The organism is Niabella agricola, from assembly GCF_021538615.1.
Lineage (GTDB): Bacteria > Bacteroidota > Bacteroidia > Chitinophagales > Chitinophagaceae > Niabella > Niabella agricola.
Genome location: NZ_JAJHIZ010000003.1, coordinates 1249981 through 1268119, shown reverse-complemented (window position 1 = coordinate 1268119; position 18139 = coordinate 1249981). Strand labels below are relative to the sequence as shown.

Here is an 18139-nt window from a genome sequence, read left to right as displayed (position 1 = left end):
CTTATCCGGCGCCGCCGCCAAGCGCTTTGTACAGCTGGATGAGCACATGGGCCTGATCCCGCTGGGCCCTGATGAGATCAAGATCTGCTGTAATCTTGCTTTTCTGTGCGGCAATGATTTCCAGGTAACTGGCATAGGCGGTTACATAAAGATCGTTGGAAACCTCGATGCCCTTACCGAGCGCTTTTACCTCCTTGTTTTTTTCGGCCAGTATTTTTTCATTGGTATCCATATAGCTCAGCAGGGTGCGTACTTCCTGGAAGGCTTTGTTGATCGTACCCTGGTAATTCAGGAATGCAATTTCCTGTTCTGCCGTTGCGATATTAAAGTTCGCTTTCAACTGTTTCTTTTGAAATACCGGCGCACTGATACTTCCCAGCAATTGGGCAGCGATTGATGTGGGATTCAGGAGCCTGGCGGCATTGAAGGATTGCAAGCCGGTTGCAGCACCCAGGTTTACGGTTGGAAAAAAAGCAGCGCGGGCAGCCTGTGCATCGGCATGGCTGGCCTTCAGTTCGTGATAGGCAGCGCGGATATCAGGCCGGTATTGCAGTAGCTGCCGGGGATGCCCATGGCCTGCCAGATACCGGATGGCATGGATATCAATAGCGGCGCTGCGTTCAATGGACCCGGTATAGCTTCCGGTAAGTTCCAGTAATTTGTTTTCGGTGGCGGTAATCTCCTGCTGTACGCTGTAAAGCGCAGCCCTGGTGTTGGCCAGCTGGGCATCAAACTGCTGCACGGCCAGTTCGGTGGCACGGCCTACCTCTTTATGGATTTTTACGATTTCAAGCGCCCGGTGTTGCAGGTCGATGTGCTCATTCAGGATGGCCACTTCTTTGTCGAGCATGATCAGCTCGTAATAAAGCGTAGCTGTATGAGTGATCAGGGCTGCGGTAAGCAGGTCTTTACCCTGCCGGGTGGCCAGGAACCGTTCCCGTGCTGCTTCCCGAAGGTTTCCAAGCCTACCCCAAAGATCAATTTCCCAGGAAGCGCTCAATCCCAGCCAGTAATCCGGTGTGATTACGGTGGGGATGCGTTGGCTGTTTTCAATATTGGAAGAAAGATTGGTGTCGAAATTGCCTACGCCTTCCATGGTGTGCTTGCCATAATGCGTTCCGGAAGCGCGCAGTCCGGCTGTCACCGAGGGTAGCAAGGCGGCCTTCCGTACTTCGAGATAGGCTTCGGCAATTTTTATCCGTTCGCCTGCGATCCGGTGATCGATATTATGAGTCAGCACCCGGCTGATCAGTGCTACCAGGTGTTGGTCGCTGAAAAAGTCGCGATACTGCAGCCGGGCGATACTCAGGCTGTCGCCGGAAGTTTGTGTATATTGTTCAGGAAGCAGGACTGTCGGTTTAACGGCCGTTGTTTTTGGTGCTGCACAACCGACGGAAAGTACGGAAACCGTTAGTGCTGCCAGGATGGTATGCGAATGGTTAATTTTCATGCTCAATGATTTTTATATCGGATTTCTGAAGGGGTACGTCGGCAGACTGCTTTTTACCACGTTCCGACAGCGAGGCAAAAAGTACATAGAGGCCGGGGATGATCAGCAGGCCGAACACCGTCCCGATCAGCATACCGCCGGCAGCTGCCACACCGATGGAGCGGTTGCCGACAGCGCCCGCTCCCGTGGCGATACACAGTGGGATCAGACCGGCAATAAAAGCAAAGGAAGTCATCAGGATGGGACGCAGCCGTTGAGTGGCGCCCTCAATTGCTGCCTGCAATATTGAGTTTCCTTCTTTGCGGCGCTGGATGGCAAACTCAATGATCAGGATGGCATTTTTACCCAATAACCCGATCAGCATGACCAGGGCTACCTGCGCATAAATATTGTTATCCAGGCCGGCCAGTTTCAGGAAGATGAAGGACCCGAATATACCGGCAGGTAAACTCAGGATTACCGGTAAAGGCAGTAAAAAGCTTTCGTACTGAGCCGCCAGCAGCAGGTACACAAACAATAAGCAAAGCGCAAAAATGTATATGGCCTGGTTGCCAGACAGGATCTCTTCGCGCGTCATGCCGCTCCAGTCAAAATCATAGCCACGGGGTAGCTTCTCCGCGGCCACCTTTTCCACTGCTTTAATCGCATCGCTGCTGCTGTAGCCGGTTGCAGCTTCACCGTTGATCATAGCGGAAGTATACATGTTGTAACGGGTAAGCTGTTCCGGTCCGTATACGCGCTCCATACGGATAAAGGAGGAGAATGGTACCATTTCGCCGTTGCTGTTCTTTACATATTGGTGAAGTACATCTGCGGGCTCGGCGCGGAACTGCGGGCTGGCCTGCACCATTACCTTATACATCTGGTTAAAACGTATAAAGTTGGTGGCATAGTAGCTGCCCAGCAGGGTTTGCAGCGTGTTCATTGCATTGTCTACGGTCACATTTTTTTTCGCTGCCATGTCATAATCCACATGGATCAGGTATTGGGGAAAGGAGGCGTCGAAACTGGTAAAGGCATTATTGATTTCTCTGGTACTGTCGATGGCAGCAACAAAAGCCCTGGTGATTTCAGAGGTTTCCGTAATGTCATCCCCTCCTCTGTTTAGCAACCGCAATTCAAAACCGCTGGTATTTCCAAAACCTGGCACCGTTGGAGGCGCAAATACCTCGATCTTTGCATCCGTGAGTTTCGCGGTCCGCGTTTCAATTTCGTCAATGATCTGATCTACGTTTTTCTTCCGTTCCTTCCAGGATTTCAGGTTGATCATGCCCATGCCGTAAGAGGCACCGGCAATTTCATTGGTAAGACTATAACCGGCAAGGGTAGTTACGCTTTCGACACCCTCGATGTCTTTGGTTACAGCGTTCAGTTCGTCCAGCACCTTTTCTGTACGTTCAACGGTGGCGCCCTGTGGGGTGGTCACATTTACATAAATCATGCCCTGGTCTTCTGTTGGAATAAAGCCTCCGGGAAGCACGGCGCCTGCGCCCCAGGTGGCCAGGAAGAACAATACCAGCATGCCGAGCGTTACGATGCGCCGGCCGGCTATTTTACCAAGCACCCGGCGGTATTGAGTGGTGGTTTTATCGAATCCGCTATTAAAGGCATCGAAGAACCGGCCCATCCATCCTTTTTTTCGCGGCCCGGTGTGTTTCAGCATCAGGGCGCAAAGCGCGGGTGTAAGGGTAAGGGCGTTGATGCCGGAAATGACAATGGAAAACGCAAGGGTCAGGGAGAACTGGCGGTAGAATACGCCCACCGGTCCGCTCAGGAAGGCTACGGGTATAAATACGGCCGACATTACCAGGGTGATGGCAATGATCGCCCCCGTGATCTCCTTCATTGCGGCAATGGTGGCTTCCAGGGGAGACAGGTGTTCTTCCGTCATTTTTACATGGACAGCTTCAACCACGACGATGGCATTGTCCACCACAATACCGATGGCCAATACCAGGGCAAACAGCGTCAGCAGGTTGATGGAAAAGCCCAGCAGCAGCATAAACGCAAGAGTGCCTACCAACGCCACGGGAACCGCCAGTACCGGGATCAGGGTAGACCTCCAATCCTGCAGGAAAATGAATACCACGAGGGCTACTAATACAAATGCCTCTACCAGCGTGGTGAGCACGGCACTAATGGAAGCATCCAGGAAACGCGATACATCATAGGCCATACTGTAGTTCATACCGGGCGGAAAACTCGTTTGTTTCAGCTCCTCCATTTTTAGCTTGATATTGTCGATCACCTCGCTGGCATTGGAGCCGGGACGCTGTTTGATCATAATGGATGCCGCCGGTCTGCCATCGCTTTTTGAAACCATGCTGTAACTCATGGCGCCAAATTCCACATCGGCCACATCTTTTAATTTAAGAATAGAGCCGTCGCTATTGGAGCGGATGGCAATGTTCTCATATTGTTTGGGTTCGGAGAATTTTCCGGTGTACCGCAATACATATTGTAAGGCATTCTTTGTTTTACCCGAGCTTTCTCCTGTTTTTCCGGGGGCGGCAGAAACGTTCTGGTTTCGCAGTGCGGTGATCACTTCGTCGGTGGATACATTGTATGCAAATAATTTTTCAGGATTCAGCCATATCCGCATGGCATAGTCTTTATAACCCATAATCTCGGCGCGGCCCACGCCGTCGATGCGTTTCAGCTCTTTCAGGATATTGATGTCGGTGAAGTTATAAATGAAATCTTCATCTGCAGCTGCATCCGTACTGGTGATGTTCAGGTACATCAGCATGCTGTTTACTTCCTTTTCGGTGGTAACCCCTGCCTTGATTACTTCTTCGGGCAGTTCGTCCAATACGGTGGTAACCCGGTTCTGTACGTTCACGGCTGCTACATCAGGATCGGTACCTACCTTAAAGTAAACGGTGATCATGGTAACTCCGTCGTTACCAGAAACGGTAGACATATAGGTCATGCCGGGAACCCCGTTGATGGCGCGTTCCAGGGGAACAGCCACGGCGTCTACAGATACTTCGGCATTGGCACCGGTGTACCGGGCGGTTACCGCCACGGAAGGTGGTACAATATCGGGGAATTGGGTAATGGGCAAACTGAATAGGGCCAGTACACCAATGAGGGTGATAAAAATGGAAAGCACGAGTGAAAGAACCGGCCTCCGGATAAAAGTTTCAACCATGTTTTTTTATTATGCAGATGGTATAAATAAAATTTCAGCGGCCATGGTTTAAAACCCGGCCGGCAATAAAGGAACCAGATGATGGTTATCCTTTTGGAGTGATCTTTTCACCCTCGCGGATGGTCTTGATGCCTTCGTATACGATGCGGTCCTCAGCATTCAATCCTTCGGAGATCACATAGTAATCGGCCAGACGCTGGTCTACCCGGATACTTTTCATTCGCGCAATATTGTTTCGATCCAATACGAATACATAGTTTTTGTCCTGTATTTCAAAAACCGTTTTTTGGGGTAGCAGGATCACATTTTGAAGAGGCCGTGTAATCAGCAGTTTCCCGGAGGCGCCGTGCCGCAGCGTTTTATCGGGATTGCTGAAGCGGGCCTTATAGGCAATGTTGCCGGTATTTTCGTCAATTTCACTTTCAGCGCTTTCCAGGTGCCCCTCGTAAGGATAGCGGGTACCATCCGGCAATACCAGGTTGATCGAAGTGATCTGTTGTGCCTGGCGCCCGTTCAGCAAAGTCTGGAAGTATTCATTTTCCGAAATGTTAAAATAAGCGAATACCGTGCTTACATCCGATATGGTGGTCAGCAGGGAGGCAGTAGTAACCAGACTGCCTTCTTTAAGCGGGATCCGGTCAACAACGCCATCAAAGGGGGCGGTAATGCTGGTATAGGAGATCCGCTGCTGTACGGCGTTTTTATCCGCTAGTGCTACATCGGCTTTCGCCAGCAGCGCTTTGTACTTTGCAGTAACGAGGTCCAGTTCGGTATTGGTGATCACTTTTTTGTCTACCAGCATCTGCACCCGCTCCACTTCCACCTGGGCCACTTTTGCATCGGCCATTGCACTTTTATAGGCGGCAGCAGCTTTATTCAGTTCAATTCGCAGTTCGCTGTCATTAATCTTAAACAGGAGTTGTCCCTTGCGTACCTGCTGTCCCTCCTTAATGTGAATCCTGTCCAGCAATCCATCCATGCGCGGATGGATCTCGATGTTGCGACCCGCCTGTATATTGGCTACATAGGGAATCGCCAGGGTGGTATCTTTTGGCCGGAGGGTAACGACCGGGTATTCTTTGTTGTTAGGAGTGCTGTTTTCCTGGGAATTACTGTGACAGGCTGCAATGGTCGTAATGAGAAACCCGTAAAAAATATAATTTTTTATCATGATCAGTTAATTTAAAAACGATGGGATGGATACCTGGCGGATCGGTGCGGTATGGGCAAAAACATGCACGGACTGCGTATTGCTGATTACGCAGACAGGTATTGATTGAGGAAAAGTGAAGCTATATGGGGCTTAAAAGAGGTAGTAGCGAAAAAGATGCCCGTAGCCCGGCTGTTGCAGTGGTGTAGGGTTATGGTGCTTCCATGCAGGAAGCATTACATTGAAATGAAAAAGGGGCAGGGAAAGGATGCTGAAAAAAGTCCGTTGCGATACCTGGTCCGCCCGGTTAATAAAATGATTGCAAAACCGGTTGATGATAATATGATCACCAGAGTCCTGCGCATTGCTGTTCTTCTGTTGTTGCCTGTCTTTTACTACGGAATTACATGTATGATTTTTTGCGGGCACCAATGCCTCCAGCGTGTCAGCGCTGCTGCCGATAAACAGTATAATTAAAGCAAGTATATGGGCGAATTTCTTCATTTCCCCTGGGTCCGTAATAATTTAAATTTTTAGTAAAAGCTTGCAGATGGCGCGAAGTAAAGAAATATTTAAATAAAATGCAACAAAGCAATTTAAAAAAAATATTAAAATAGTTTTACGTTCCGGCGCTCCATCATCTGGTAGGTTAAAACAACGGAACGTAAAAAAGGTTTAAAAAAAAATACAAAAGGCCGCTCCGTTTGATAAATGGAGCAAGGCGATGAAAAGCAGCATGCATCAGCCTTCCAGGACCTGGTTGGCTTTTTCAAGGTCTTTTGAAAAGATTTTTACTTCGATGCCGGCCAGCGGCGTCATACCCACCACGTCCATGTCATCAATGGTGGCAGTGATACCGGCTTCTTCCAGTTTTTCTTTTGCAGAAACGGCAGCTGCTATATCACTATATGTTCTTATAACAATAATGGTATCCTGGTTGTGATCGGTCATAAGAAAAGATTTTCCCTAAAGTTACAATCTCCCTTCGGGAATTTAAAATATTGAATATTAAAAATCGAATTCAAAAGTATGGGGGGGACTGTTCGATGATCTGCCATCGGCCGATGTCAATATTGATATTCTTACGGAATGAATTTTAACCTTGAGTGTTAAACATTGAACCTTAAACTTTAAACCTGAAACAAAACAAAAGCTAGCGTTAGGGGATAACGTCTTCCTCCGGTATTGCAGTGCCGGAGCCTCTCTTTCGTTGCGAGAGAAAGGCAAAGGCATAATTCAGCTGCACGAGGATGATAAACGCAATGCTTAAGAGCGGGCTGATGAAGCACAACAACGCTCCGGAAAGATATAAAGACTGGGCGGTGATAATTCGCCTGCGAAGCGGGATGTCTACTACTGCTCTTACTTTTTCGTCTACAAAATGATGTCTGCAGGCATAGGCCCAGTTGATATACAACATGGTGCCCATTAAAAAGATATTCAGCCAATATACGGCAATGGGGAACTTAAAATGGGTGTAGTCGCCCAAAAAAGCTGTGGTAAAGGGTAACATGGTAACCGATAGCAGGAAGAGCAGGTTGATCCAGTTCAGATTCCGGTCGCTTCCCTCAATGTATTTGTACTGCGAGGAATGGCCTACCCAAAAAATACCGGTGGTCATAAAGGCCAGAAGGTATACCAGGAACTTGGACTTTAATGCCAGGAAAGCCGCTATCAGGTCCTGCTCAGAGCGGATGGAGTCCATGAAGGGTATGCGGATCTCCAACACCAGCAGGGTTAATGCAACACCAAAAACCCCATCGCTGATGGCGATGATGCGACCGGTATCATGGCCGGCAATTTTATTATATGTATTGTCTTTCCTCATATTTATGCGTTTAGCCAGTGTTTTAATGGTAAGGATTTCTTTCAGTATGCAACTACGGTTCCCCAAAGAATCCTATTTCAAATATGCAATATCAAAAGTAGAATTTGTGGTGAACTTTTCGGAATTTTTGAGTGGTGAGATCGCTTTGTTGAAACATTTGCTCCGGCCTTGGCCTGCGGCGGCCGGATCCGGTGATCGGGCGGAGGACAAACGCCGGTTTGGGAATGGCCCGCCAGGTTTTTGAAAAATCAAGTAGCTTTACAGCAAACAACAAATTTTTGCTTCATCCCAAGCAGGTAAACCATGAACCGTAAAACATTTCTACAGCATACAGGTGTGTTAAGCGCCGGGCTAACATTAAGTCCTTTTTCTTTTGCACAAGGCAAAAACGATTTTCCTTTGGTGCGGGTTCCGGAGGGGGAACGGCACTTTAAAAGCGCGGCAATAGAACAGGCGATAAAGGCATTCCAGTTGAAAGTAAAGAATAAGGAACTTGGCTGGCTCTTTAATAACTGCTTTCCCAATACACTGGATACTACGGTTTTTTATACCGAGAAGGACGGGAAACCAGATACCTATGTCATTACCGGGGATATTGATGCAATGTGGCTGCGGGACAGTTCTGCGCAGGTATTTCCTTATCTGGCATTTACGAAACAGGACCAGGCGCTGCACCGGCTGATAGCCGGCGTGATCCGTAAGCAAACGCATTTTATTTTAAAGGATCCCTATGCAAATGCGTTCTATAACGACGACAGCAAAGTGAGCGAATGGAAGGAAACGGATATTACCGATATGAAGCCTGGTATCCATGAGCGGAAATGGGAGATCGATTCCCTCTGTTATCCCATCCGGCTGGCCTACCGTTTCTGGAAGGAAACCGGCGACACGCTTCCTTTTGATGCTTCCTGGAAGGAAGGAATCGCGCTTACGTTAAAAACGTTTAAAGAGCAGCAACGGAAGGACGGCCCCGGTCCGTATAAGTTTGAACGGAAAACCTCCTGGGCCACCGATGGTATTCCGATGGGTGGTTATGGCTACCCGGTAAAACCAGCGGGTCTCATCTGTTCCATGTTCCGTCCCAGTGATGATGCTACGATATTTGCTTACCTGGTCCCGTCTAACCTCTTCGCTGTAGTAAGCCTGCGGCAGGCATCAGAAATGGTGGGTACGATTTCAGGCGATGCAAAACTGGCAAACGAACTGCTGCGGCTGGCCAATGAAGTGGAAGCAGCGGTAAAAAAGTACGCAGTTGTCACGCATCCGCAGTTGGGAAAAATGTATGCTTATGAAGTAAACGGTTACGGTAGTCATAACCTGATGGACGATGCCAATGTGCCCAGTTTGCTGGCGCTGCCTTATCTGGGTGCGGTACTGCATACCGATCCTTTATACAAGGCTACACGCCACTATGTATGGTCATCGGAAAATCCTTTTTTCTTTAAGGGAAGAGCGGCAGAAGGTATTGGCGGCCCGCATATCGGCAAAGACATGATCTGGCCGATGAGCATTACCATGAAAGCGCTTACCTCCGGTGATGACCGGGAGATCCGCTGGAGTATTGACACATTGCGGAAAACACACGGCGGTACCGGTTTTATGCATGAATCCTTTCATAAGGATGATCCGAAGAGGTTTACCCGGAAATGGTTTGCCTGGTCCAACACCTTGTTTGGAGAATTGCTCTGGAAGACCTTTAATGAGCGGCCGGGCTTATTGGGTTAATCCTGTTGCAGGTTGTTTGTGGTGAGCACGAAAGTGCGCGTAGACAAGGGTTCCTTACTGCGATGTTTGTAATGGCTGACAACGATCCGGAGTTCTTTGTTTTGAAATTTTCAGTTATACTGAAACAGAATGATGTATCGGTAACATATAATGACAAGGACAAGCGGATTGCCTGTTCTTGTCATTTTGTAATACAGTTGCGTGGTTATCGCAGATTTCCGGGCTGGGTAATCCAGTCGGCGTATGTTGTAGCGCCCAGGTATGCGGGTGCTTCTGGAACCAGGGTATCGGTTTCCAGCGGGGCGCCCGAATATAAAGCCGTACTACTGGTAAGCACTTCATTGTTTTTATGAGTGGCTTGCAGGTATTGTTGGATCCATGCGTTCATATCGAACTGCTCGGGGCCGCCAATTTCCAGGATCTTATTGGCAGGGGCGGCCGATGCTACCGAAGCCAGGAATGTGGCTACATCTTTACTGGCAATGGGCTGTATCTGGGCATCCGGCAAAACCACCTGATCGCCGGCCTGGCTCATCTGTGTAATGCCTCTTGCAAATTCGAAGAACTGCGTGGCATGCACAATAGTATAGGGTATGCCTGATGCTTTAATCAGGTCTTCCTGTACCTGTTTGGCGCGGAAATAGCCGCTGGCCTGCAGTTTTTGTGTTCCAACAACAGATAATGCAATATGATGTTGCACGCCGGCTGCTTTTTCTGCCGGAAGCAGGTGCTCGTTGGAGGTTCTGAAAAAATGCATGACAGGTTCATCTGCAAAGGAGGGGGAATTGGACACATCTACAACTACCTGTGCGCCCTGCAGCACTTCGTTCAACCCTTCGCCAGTAAGGGTGTTGACACCCGTATTGGGTGATGCCGGTATGGCCTCATGCCCGGCTTCTTGTAATTGTTGCACTAGCTGACTACCAATAAGGCCGGTACCGCCGATAACTACTATTTTCATCTTTGTGGTTTTTAGTACTGCAAAGATGAAATAAGCAATGGCCGGAAAAGTTAAGCTGGTTTAAGAAATGAACGCCTCCCGGATGGTGCACAGTTCTTCGGTGGATACGCCCATATAAGAGGCAAAAATGGGGTCCGGGATGCGTTGCAGTATTGCGGGATATGTCGTGCGGAAGTACCGGTAAAAGTCGGCTTTGGTTAAAGTGGCATAGGTTTTTTGCTTAAACAGGGCCGCACCATAAGCCCGCTCATGGATTTTATTAAAGTACAGGGCCAGCAGCGGAAAGCGCAGGAGCAACTGCTCATAGTCGTTGCGGCTGATGCTGGTGATCTCCGAATCTTCAAGCGCGGCTATTGCATACACAGCAGTACCTTCATCACAGAAGGTTTTATAATCGGTCAGCCACCAGTTCTCCAGCGCAAAATGGATGACTTCTTTTCGTTGATCCTGGTGATAGAACAGGTACAGGCATCCCTTATTTACAAAATGAATATGAGTGCAGGGCTGCCCTTCTTCTAAAAGCAGCGTTTCCTTTTTTACGACACGGGTGCTAAGAAAAGGTGCCATTGCGGCCAGCGGAATATGAAATTCCGGTACAAGCCTCCGGATATGAAGTTGTAACGGTTCCGGTATCATCGCTTTTTTTCAGTTCTCTTTTTACGTAGTTCACTCAGGTATTCCGGTGTAAAGCCCAGGAAAGAGGCCAGGATCTTCTGGGGCACCCGCTGTATAAAATCAGGATATTTTGATTCAAACAGTTCATAAAATTCATGCTTGGGCATCCGTGAGATCATCTGCACACGAAGTAAAGAAGCCGCATAAGCACGTTCGTATACCCGGCGGAAATATTTTTCCATCAGCGGAACTTCGTCCAGCATCCGGGAATAATTTTCCGGGCCGATGATCATTACCTCTGTAGCCTCCAGTGCCTGGATGGAATAGGCCGATCTTCTTCCTGACCGGAAGGCCTCCAGGTCGGTCATCCACCAGTGCTCCAATGCAAATTGCATCGTTTGCTCGATCCCGTTCTGGTCTGCAAAAAACAGGCGCAGGCAACCCCTGATCACAAAAAAATACGCATGACAATGGTGGCCTTCTTCCAAAAGAAAAGCTTTTTTCCGGAAGCTGCAGGTTTCGAAAAACGGGAGGATGGATGCTTCGGCAGCCTCTCGGACGCCCGTTATTCTTTGTATATGCTGTATCAGTGGGTGCATGCTGCAGCAATATATAGAAAAATAGGGAAGAATGCGGGCTCGGATGAAGGAGGCATCAGCCGCCGGTAAAAAATGGATTTCAAAGAAACGGTGATCCTATGCCTCTCTGTTAAAATTGTTCAACGGCTGAAGTGAGAAAAAATTACCGGAGTCGTCCTTGAACAAAGCTTCGGTGCCATAAAACTCTTTGGTGGGAGGCTTTATAAATTCAACGCCCTTGGCCTTCAGCTCCTCGTACGTGGCAAAGATATCGTTGCAGGTAAGCACCCCGCAGCCAAAAATGCCCTGCCGGATGAGCCTTGTCAGCGTTTCTGCGGTTTCCTTAGGAAACATTTTACTTTCCTTTACCGGAAAAAGCACCAGCTGCAGGTCCGGCTGATCGGGAGGAGATACTGTAAGCCACCTGCTGTCGGGACCCATCGGGATATCATCCACGAGGATAAAGCCCAGTTTGTTTACATAAAAATCATAAGCGCTGTCCTGGTCCAGTACATGGATGTTGGTAACGGTCATTTTTGTGATCATATCTTTCGTTTTAGTGGTGAATAACGAAAGTAAAATTAACCGGCCGGGTGTGGTTCCGTTTCTTCAAAATTGCTATTTTCCGTCCAGCCGTGCTGGTACGCATAGCAGCCGGGTACAAAGGCCAGCGGTGTTTTTGCTTTTTGATCCTGGCGCTGCTGGTAGTGCGCGGCATAGGCAGAAGCGGGCTGGCCTACCATCCGTTTAAATAAACCGCTGAAAGAGCTCAGGCTGTCGAACCCCACCTCAAAGCAGGCATCCGATACCGTGTTGCCCTGGCGCAGCAATTGCTTGGCTTTTTCAATGCGGGTGGCCTTCAGGTATTGGTGAGGCGTTTTGCCGTACACCGTTTTAAAAAGGCGTATAAAATGGTACTTTGAAAAATAGGCCTCATCGGAAATATTATCCAGGTCGATCTTGTCTGCATAGTGCGCATCAATAAACAGCTTTGCCTGTACAATCCTGCGGTACAAATAAACTTTTGGGTATTCCTGTGCTGGGTTCATTTTTGCGTTGCCGGCGTTTCAACCTGGTATTAAAATTAAGATGATCGGCTGAATTTACCGCAATGTTTTGGTTATTCAATCCCGCGTGTAGCATTCAGCCGTTATTGCAAGTGATAAACGCGGTTATAACATCTCCACCAGCTGTATATGATTGCCGCAGGTATCATTGAATACGGCAATTTTCACGGTGCCCATTTCGGTGGGTTCTATACTGAATTCAACACCGAGCCGGGTAAGCCGCGCGTGTTCCGCTCCAACGTCGTCTACATTAAATTGGGTATAAGGAATCCCGGCATCAAAAAGCGCCTCCTGGTAAGCTCTGGCTGCTTCCAGGTGGTTGGGACTGGGTTCCAGCAATAGCTCCGGACCATCCGGCTCTTCTTTGGATACTACCGTCAGCCACCGGTCATCGCCGGTAAGGGGTACATCGTGTTTTTTTACAAAGCCCAGTTTGCCGGTATAAAAATCCAGGGCCTTTTGCTGATCCAGTACAGGAATGCTGATGACTTTTACTCTCATTCTTCAGGATTTAAAAATTAAAGCGGCAAATTCCTTAAAGAACGGCCAGTGCACTTTGCAAAAATTGCTTTTTTTGAAATTCGGCCGGTGACAATCCCGTTTTTTGTTTGAAGAGCGTGCTGAAGGAACTCGGGCATTCAAAACCCACCGCAAAGCAGGTATCGGTCACCGTCATTCCCCTTTTAAGGCAGGCGATGGATTGAACAATGCGCTTATGGATAAGGTATTGTTTGGGCGTTTGCCCGTAGTATCGTTTAAAAAGCCGCAGCAGATGGAACTTGGATGTAAAACCGGCCCGGGCCAGTTGTTCCAGGCTCAGTTCCTTTTCAAAATTGGCATTGATAAAACGCCGGGTCCGGATCACTGCCATCAGGTGTGCTTCATTTGAATAAACGGTGCTCCGGATCCGGTTAATTTCCTGTAGATAAAACGTCATGGACTAAAATTAAGAAGATCCGCCCAATACTGGGTTTGAGGGGTGGCTTGTTTGGCAGAGTATCATACCAAAACCGGTGTCCGTGCAAGGATCGAATGCTAAAATGCAATATCTATTCCTTTCGATAATACTTTTTACACCGGGGCAACAGCCAGCAGTGGAATGATCTTTCAGGGAAGGTAAAGCAGGCAATAATGCTCCTGAATTGGGAGGGAATGAGGCGCTGCTATTGCAATGCCCAATAAAGGATTGGGCAATATTGGATCTGATAACCCAAAAGCTGAATGATATTCAAATTGAGACTATTTCCGGCAATTCTGGTACCGGTTACCTCATTGCCAGTGGTCTGCCGGCGAGCGTTGCAATTCAAATACCTGCTTCCGGTTTTGCCACAAACTGTCTTGTCCTGAAATAGGTTTACACAAAAGGTGTACATTTAAATCGGACAGGTTATGATAAAAGTTAATAAGGAAACAAAAGAGGCAATAGTAGCGGAGTATTTATCAGGCGGCACGAGTTTTCGTAAACTGGCGTCTAAGTATGGGATAACTTCTCGCAGAGTTTATTATTGGGTAAAATGCCATCAGGACAATCAGAAAGAGCAGAAGCAATTGGAAATTGAAGCGGTAGAACCATTGCCCACTGAGGTAAAGCAACTTCAGGCTGAACTGCGCAGGGCAAAGCTGCACAATGAGCTATTGGAGGAAATGTTGCGTTTATCGGAGAACCTTACAGGCGTTGAGCTCAGAAAAAAGTTTGGCACCAGGCAGTTATAAATGTAGGACAAAGGATGCCGAAGAACATTTCTACCCTTTGTTCATTGCTTGGTTATAGTCGGCAAGCTCTTTATCAGGGCGGGCGCCAACAACAGCAGCAAGCATATAAGGAAGCACTAATAATACAACAGGTACAAATGATCCGCCTGACGCAAAAGCGTCTGGGAGGCAGGAAACTACTGGGCCTGCTGGGCAATTTTTTTAAGGAGCACAAGATCTCTATAGGCCGGGATGCTTTCTTTAACCTGCTTTGCCGCAATGGCTTGCTGGTGCGCAGACGTAAGCGTTCAAAACCAATCACTACAGACAGTGTTCATCATTTTAGAAAATATAAAAACATTGTAAAAGGATTTACTCCCATGGCAGCCAACCAACTATGGGTAAGCGATATTACTTATATTCCGCTTGCTGAAGGTTTTGGCTACCTGAGTCTGATCACCGATGCTTATAGTCGCAAAATTGTTGGGTTTGATCTGCATCCGACACTGGGTGCCACGGGTAGTGTAAAAGCCTTGAAAATGGCCTTGCTGTCATTACCCGCTCATCACAACATAATCCACCATAGTGACAGGGGGATCCAGTACTGCAGTAATGAATATGTCCGTGTTTTAAATAAAAATAATATCACCATCAGTATGACCGAAAACGGGGATCCGCTGGAAAATGCAATTGCGGAGCGGATTAATGGTATCTTAAAACAAGAATTCCTGGAAGCACAATATTCTGATTTCCAGGCGGCGCAAACCGCGATAACCCGAGCCATAAACATTTATAACTACCAGCGGCCGCACAGCAGTGTAGATTATTTAACCCCGGTTGCCGCACACCAACAAACAGGCAGGCTCACCCGGCGATGGAAAAATTATTACAACAAAAAGGAGGTAGCAATGGCAGAACCCTAAACGCTTAGCCTGCAAAACAATATTTTCTTTAGCTGTGGGCTACAAAAATATTGTTTTATTACTGGCTTAAAACAGCAGTGTAAACAATATACAGGACTAAACTATATTTGTAAACTTGTAACAGGACTAACACCATTCAAGTGTCAACTTTTTTCAGGACGAGTCAAACTGTTGCAGGGATTTTTGTTTCAATTGTTTTTGCAACAAAAATAGTTGCAACATTTCTGACCCTCCCTGAGAAAAATAGGCAGCGGTGGTGGGCTCAGCTTTTTAAATTTGTACATTAGCATACCTTTCAGGTCGTTGAATGACCAATCTACTCTATACGCATTAAAAAATAAATATGATGCAGACAAACAGGCGAACCTGGCTTCAGCAAATCGGTATTGTAACGGCAGGCTTTAGCGTGGCACCGTTTAAAGCTCTGGCGTTGCCGTCAGTGAAGCATCCAACAGTGACCACTACAGCCGATCAAGCCATCCGCCTCAGCTCCAATGAAAATCCTTACGGACCGTCTCCCTTGGCCCGGGAGGCCATGGCCCGGAGTATCGGCAGCAGTAACCGGTACAACTGGAATACTGCAGAACAATTAATGGCAGCGCTGGCCCAAAAGAACCAGGTAACGGAAGATAATATCTTAATTGCTGCGGGTTCTACGGTGATTCTGGACCTGGTGGTGCAATCTTTCGCCGCTCAGGGCGGAAATTTTATTGTGCCCCATCCGTCCTATACCAATTGGACGAAACGGGCAGAACAACTGGGTCTTGAAAAAAGATCAATACCCTTAACGCCGGCCAAGCAGCTCCCGCTGGATGCTATGCTGGCTGCCATGAATTCCGCAACAAGGATGATTTATGTGTGCAATCCCAACAACCCTACCGGAACCCTTTGTGAACATAATGCGCTTCTTAGCTTTATTAAGACTGCTGCAAAAAAAGCAACCGTGATAGTGGATGAGGCCTATATCGATTTTACGGATCAGCCTTCTGTAAGCCATCTGGTTGCAGAAAACAAAAACCTGATCGTTGTAAGAACATTTTCCAAGATATACGGCCTGGCAGGCGCAAGAACCGGCTACGCCATTGCCCACAAAGATACCATTAGCCGGATTTCCGCTTTACAAACCTGGGCAAACGGTGATGTAAGCGTTGTTTCAAGAGCCGCAGCCCTGGCATCCTTATCGGACACCGGTTTTGTAAAACAATGCTACGCCCAAAATATAGCCGTGCGCAAGTATACCATAGAACAGTTGACCCGGCTGGGCATCACCTGCATTCCTTCTCATACCAATTTTATTTATTTTTCACTGGCCGGTTATAAAAAGGATTTTTTTGGTGTGCTTAAAAATAATAACATACAAGGCACTTTTATCTATGAAGCGGATGGACAATGGACCCGGATAACAGTGGGCACGTTAGATGAAATGCAGCGCTTTATCAGCGTTATTCAATAAACGGATCTTCCGGAATCAACCAAGAAGCAGCCTGCGGAGCACTTGTGCTTTACAGGTAAATCAACCGGCAAAAATGCAGGCAATACAGGATAACTGGCGTCATAAAACGATCTACGAGTTGGAACAGCGTGATTTTGGTACCCCCGGGGATGCACCTACGGGTTTGGTGAAACGCTGTATTGAATTAACCCGGGTGCCGCTCGGTCAATTTTCCATAGAAGATCTGTGCCTGATGATCGGGCAGGGATTCTCGCTGCAATATCTTATTCCCCTGGCAATAGAGCACCTGGAAGCCAATCTTTTTATTGAAGCGCGGTATTTTCCCGGGGACCTGCTTACAAAGATACTTTCAGCCGGCAGGGATTTTTGGTTAAATAACCGGGGGCTTTGGATAACGATAAATGAGCTGGTTAAGGGGCGAAGGCCTGAAATAGAGGAACGGAACATCCCAACGGGGATGTTTGATTCGGTTTGGTAGCGTTGTTGAGACAGTTTCGACTGGCAAACCCTGCGGCGACATAGCGGACAGCTTTACAAAGAATTGCACAAAAAAACGAGACTAGCTGGTCAGACGATTACCCCTTCCGATGTCATTATGATTCTCCGCATGGTGCCATCTTCGTTGTAAAAGAGGTCATCTGCACAAACAGACCTGCGGTGGCTGCCTCCGTTTTTCAACCCGCCATTATGGTAAAAGAAATAAGACCTGCCCTTAAAGTCTACAATACAGGGCCGGTTGGTAGCGCAGTTGCCGGCCAGTTCGTTCAGGATGCCTTTAAACTGCCACGGGCCGTGAATGCTGCGGCTCATGGCATAAGCTACTTTTTCTGGCATTCCGTAGCCATAGGATAAATAATACCAGCCGTTCTTTTTGTGGATATGAGCACCTTCTTCAAATCCCGGGAGGTCCAGTTGTTGTATTTCGCTGCTGAGTCCTAAAAGATCGTTTCTGAGTTTTGCATAATGGCAGATCTTGTTTCCCCAGAAAATATAGCCCGTTCCATCGTCGTCAATGATAACAGATGGATCCAGATTGATCTTTTCATTATCCGTAGGCGGCAACATATCACGGGTAATGAGGGCGCCATTGAGCGCATCGTGAAATTTTCCATCAGGTGCATCGGATACCGCCACACCAATGGCCGAGCCCTCTATGGTTTTGTGATTCACCGCAACATACCAGTAAAAGTGGTCGTTGTGCCGGATGATGCTGGTGGCATAGGCTCCCCCGGAAGCCCATTTAAAGTCCGTTGCTTTTAAAACATGGGCATGTTCTTTCCAATGCAGCAGATCGGCGGAGGAGAAGCAGCGCCAGTCGTTCATTACATAGGCTTCGGTACCAGCCGGCGCCTCGTCATGGCCGGTGTACAAATAGACCCTGTCTTTAAAGACAAGCGCGGTAGGGTCTGCAGTAAACAGATGCCTGATAATGGGATTTCCGGAATGTGTCATAGTACCTGCTTTCAGGTACTCCCTCAAAAGTAATACCAATGATGGGTTACCGCTAAGAATCGGGGGATGCCGGGTTGGCCCGGGCACCTGT

General features: G+C 47.9%; 19 protein-coding genes. 5 read left to right on the top strand and 14 right to left on the bottom strand.

Features of this window, described 5'->3' with window-relative positions; translation table 11 throughout:
- Window position 1 precedes the first annotated feature (1 nt).
- From LL912_RS10695 to LL912_RS10670, 6 genes are all read right to left on the bottom strand, one after another.
- Complete coding sequence (locus LL912_RS10695; protein WP_235553569.1) at window positions 2-1450, bottom strand: TolC family protein; 1449 nt, start codon at window positions 1448-1450, stop codon at window positions 2-4.
- Window positions 1440-4604, bottom strand: a complete 3165-nt coding sequence (locus LL912_RS10690; RefSeq protein ID WP_235553568.1) for an efflux RND transporter permease subunit — start codon at window positions 4602-4604, stop codon at window positions 1440-1442. Before LL912_RS10690 ends, LL912_RS10695 begins: the two co-directional genes overlap by 11 nt.
- 85 nt (window positions 4605-4689) lie before the next feature.
- Window positions 4690-5775: an efflux RND transporter periplasmic adaptor subunit gene (locus LL912_RS10685; protein WP_235553567.1), complete on the bottom strand. Its 1086-nt coding sequence runs from the start codon at window positions 5773-5775 to the stop codon at window positions 4690-4692.
- 132 nt (window positions 5776-5907) lie between these two features.
- Window positions 5908-6258 (bottom strand): hypothetical protein, encoded by a 351-nt coding sequence (locus LL912_RS10680; protein WP_235553566.1) that lies wholly within the window; start codon window positions 6256-6258, stop codon window positions 5908-5910.
- Between the two features lie 237 nt (window positions 6259-6495).
- Window positions 6496-6705, bottom strand: coding sequence for a putative signal transducing protein (locus LL912_RS10675; RefSeq protein ID WP_235553565.1), 210 nt, complete (start codon window positions 6703-6705; stop codon window positions 6496-6498).
- 208 nt (window positions 6706-6913) lie between these two features.
- Window positions 6914-7582 (bottom strand): TMEM175 family protein, encoded by a 669-nt coding sequence (locus LL912_RS10670; RefSeq protein WP_235553564.1) that lies wholly within the window; start codon window positions 7580-7582, stop codon window positions 6914-6916.
- A gap of 303 nt (window positions 7583-7885) precedes the next feature.
- On the opposite strand from LL912_RS10670, the gene LL912_RS10665 reads away from it, so the two are divergent.
- Window positions 7886-9307 (top strand): glycoside hydrolase family 125 protein, encoded by a 1422-nt coding sequence (locus LL912_RS10665; RefSeq protein ID WP_235553563.1) that lies wholly within the window; start codon window positions 7886-7888, stop codon window positions 9305-9307.
- 205 nt (window positions 9308-9512) lie between these two features.
- Here LL912_RS10665 and LL912_RS10660 read toward each other — a convergent pair whose 3' ends face one another.
- From LL912_RS10660 to LL912_RS10630, 7 genes are all read right to left on the bottom strand, one after another.
- Window positions 9513-10268 (bottom strand): SDR family oxidoreductase, encoded by a 756-nt coding sequence (locus tag LL912_RS10660; RefSeq protein ID WP_235553562.1) that lies wholly within the window; start codon window positions 10266-10268, stop codon window positions 9513-9515.
- 60 nt (window positions 10269-10328) lie between these two features.
- Complete coding sequence (locus tag LL912_RS10655; RefSeq protein ID WP_235553561.1) at window positions 10329-10904, bottom strand: Crp/Fnr family transcriptional regulator; 576 nt, start codon at window positions 10902-10904, stop codon at window positions 10329-10331.
- On the bottom strand, window positions 10901-11482 hold the full coding sequence (locus LL912_RS10650; protein WP_235553560.1) for a Crp/Fnr family transcriptional regulator: 582 nt from the start codon (window positions 11480-11482) through the stop codon (window positions 10901-10903). The genes LL912_RS10655 and LL912_RS10650 overlap by 4 nt, the downstream gene beginning before the upstream one ends.
- A 96-nt stretch (window positions 11483-11578) precedes the next feature.
- Window positions 11579-12007, bottom strand: coding sequence for a VOC family protein (locus tag LL912_RS10645; RefSeq protein ID WP_235553559.1), 429 nt, complete (start codon window positions 12005-12007; stop codon window positions 11579-11581).
- Window positions 12008-12042: 35 nt separating this feature from the next.
- On the bottom strand, window positions 12043-12510 hold the full coding sequence (locus LL912_RS10640) for a helix-turn-helix domain-containing protein (RefSeq protein WP_235553558.1): 468 nt from the start codon (window positions 12508-12510) through the stop codon (window positions 12043-12045).
- A 123-nt stretch (window positions 12511-12633) separates the two neighbouring features.
- Window positions 12634-13029 carry a VOC family protein gene (locus LL912_RS10635; RefSeq protein ID WP_235553557.1) on the bottom strand — a complete coding sequence of 132 codons (396 nt, stop codon included), beginning with the start codon at window positions 13027-13029 and terminating at the stop codon, window positions 12634-12636.
- A gap of 34 nt (window positions 13030-13063) precedes the next feature.
- Window positions 13064-13465, bottom strand: a complete 402-nt coding sequence (locus LL912_RS10630; protein WP_235553556.1) for a helix-turn-helix domain-containing protein — start codon at window positions 13463-13465, stop codon at window positions 13064-13066.
- Window positions 13466-13917: 452 nt separating this feature from the next.
- On the opposite strand from LL912_RS10630, the gene LL912_RS10625 reads away from it, so the two are divergent.
- The 4 genes from LL912_RS10625 to LL912_RS10610 all read left to right on the top strand — a co-directional run bounded on the left by LL912_RS10625 (window position 13918) and on the right by LL912_RS10610 (window position 17074).
- Window positions 13918-14241: a transposase gene (locus LL912_RS10625; RefSeq protein ID WP_235553555.1), complete on the top strand. Its 324-nt coding sequence runs from the start codon at window positions 13918-13920 to the stop codon at window positions 14239-14241.
- 14 nt (window positions 14242-14255) lie between these two features.
- A complete protein-coding gene (locus tag LL912_RS10620; RefSeq protein ID WP_235553554.1) occupies window positions 14256-15143 on the top strand; it encodes an IS3 family transposase in 888 nt (295 codons plus the stop codon).
- 343 nt (window positions 15144-15486) lie between these two features.
- Window positions 15487-16596, top strand: a complete 1110-nt coding sequence (locus LL912_RS10615) for a pyridoxal phosphate-dependent aminotransferase (RefSeq protein WP_235553553.1) — start codon at window positions 15487-15489, stop codon at window positions 16594-16596.
- A gap of 73 nt (window positions 16597-16669) precedes the next feature.
- Entirely contained in the window at window positions 16670-17074 is a 405-nt protein-coding gene (locus LL912_RS10610) for a contact-dependent growth inhibition system immunity protein (RefSeq protein ID WP_235553552.1), read from the top strand.
- 89 nt (window positions 17075-17163) lie between these two features.
- On the opposite strand, the gene LL912_RS10605 is transcribed toward LL912_RS10610, so the two are convergent.
- Complete coding sequence (locus tag LL912_RS10605) at window positions 17164-18048, bottom strand: glycoside hydrolase family 43 protein (protein WP_235553551.1); 885 nt, start codon at window positions 18046-18048, stop codon at window positions 17164-17166.
- Between the last annotated feature and the right edge of the window lie 91 nt (window positions 18049-18139).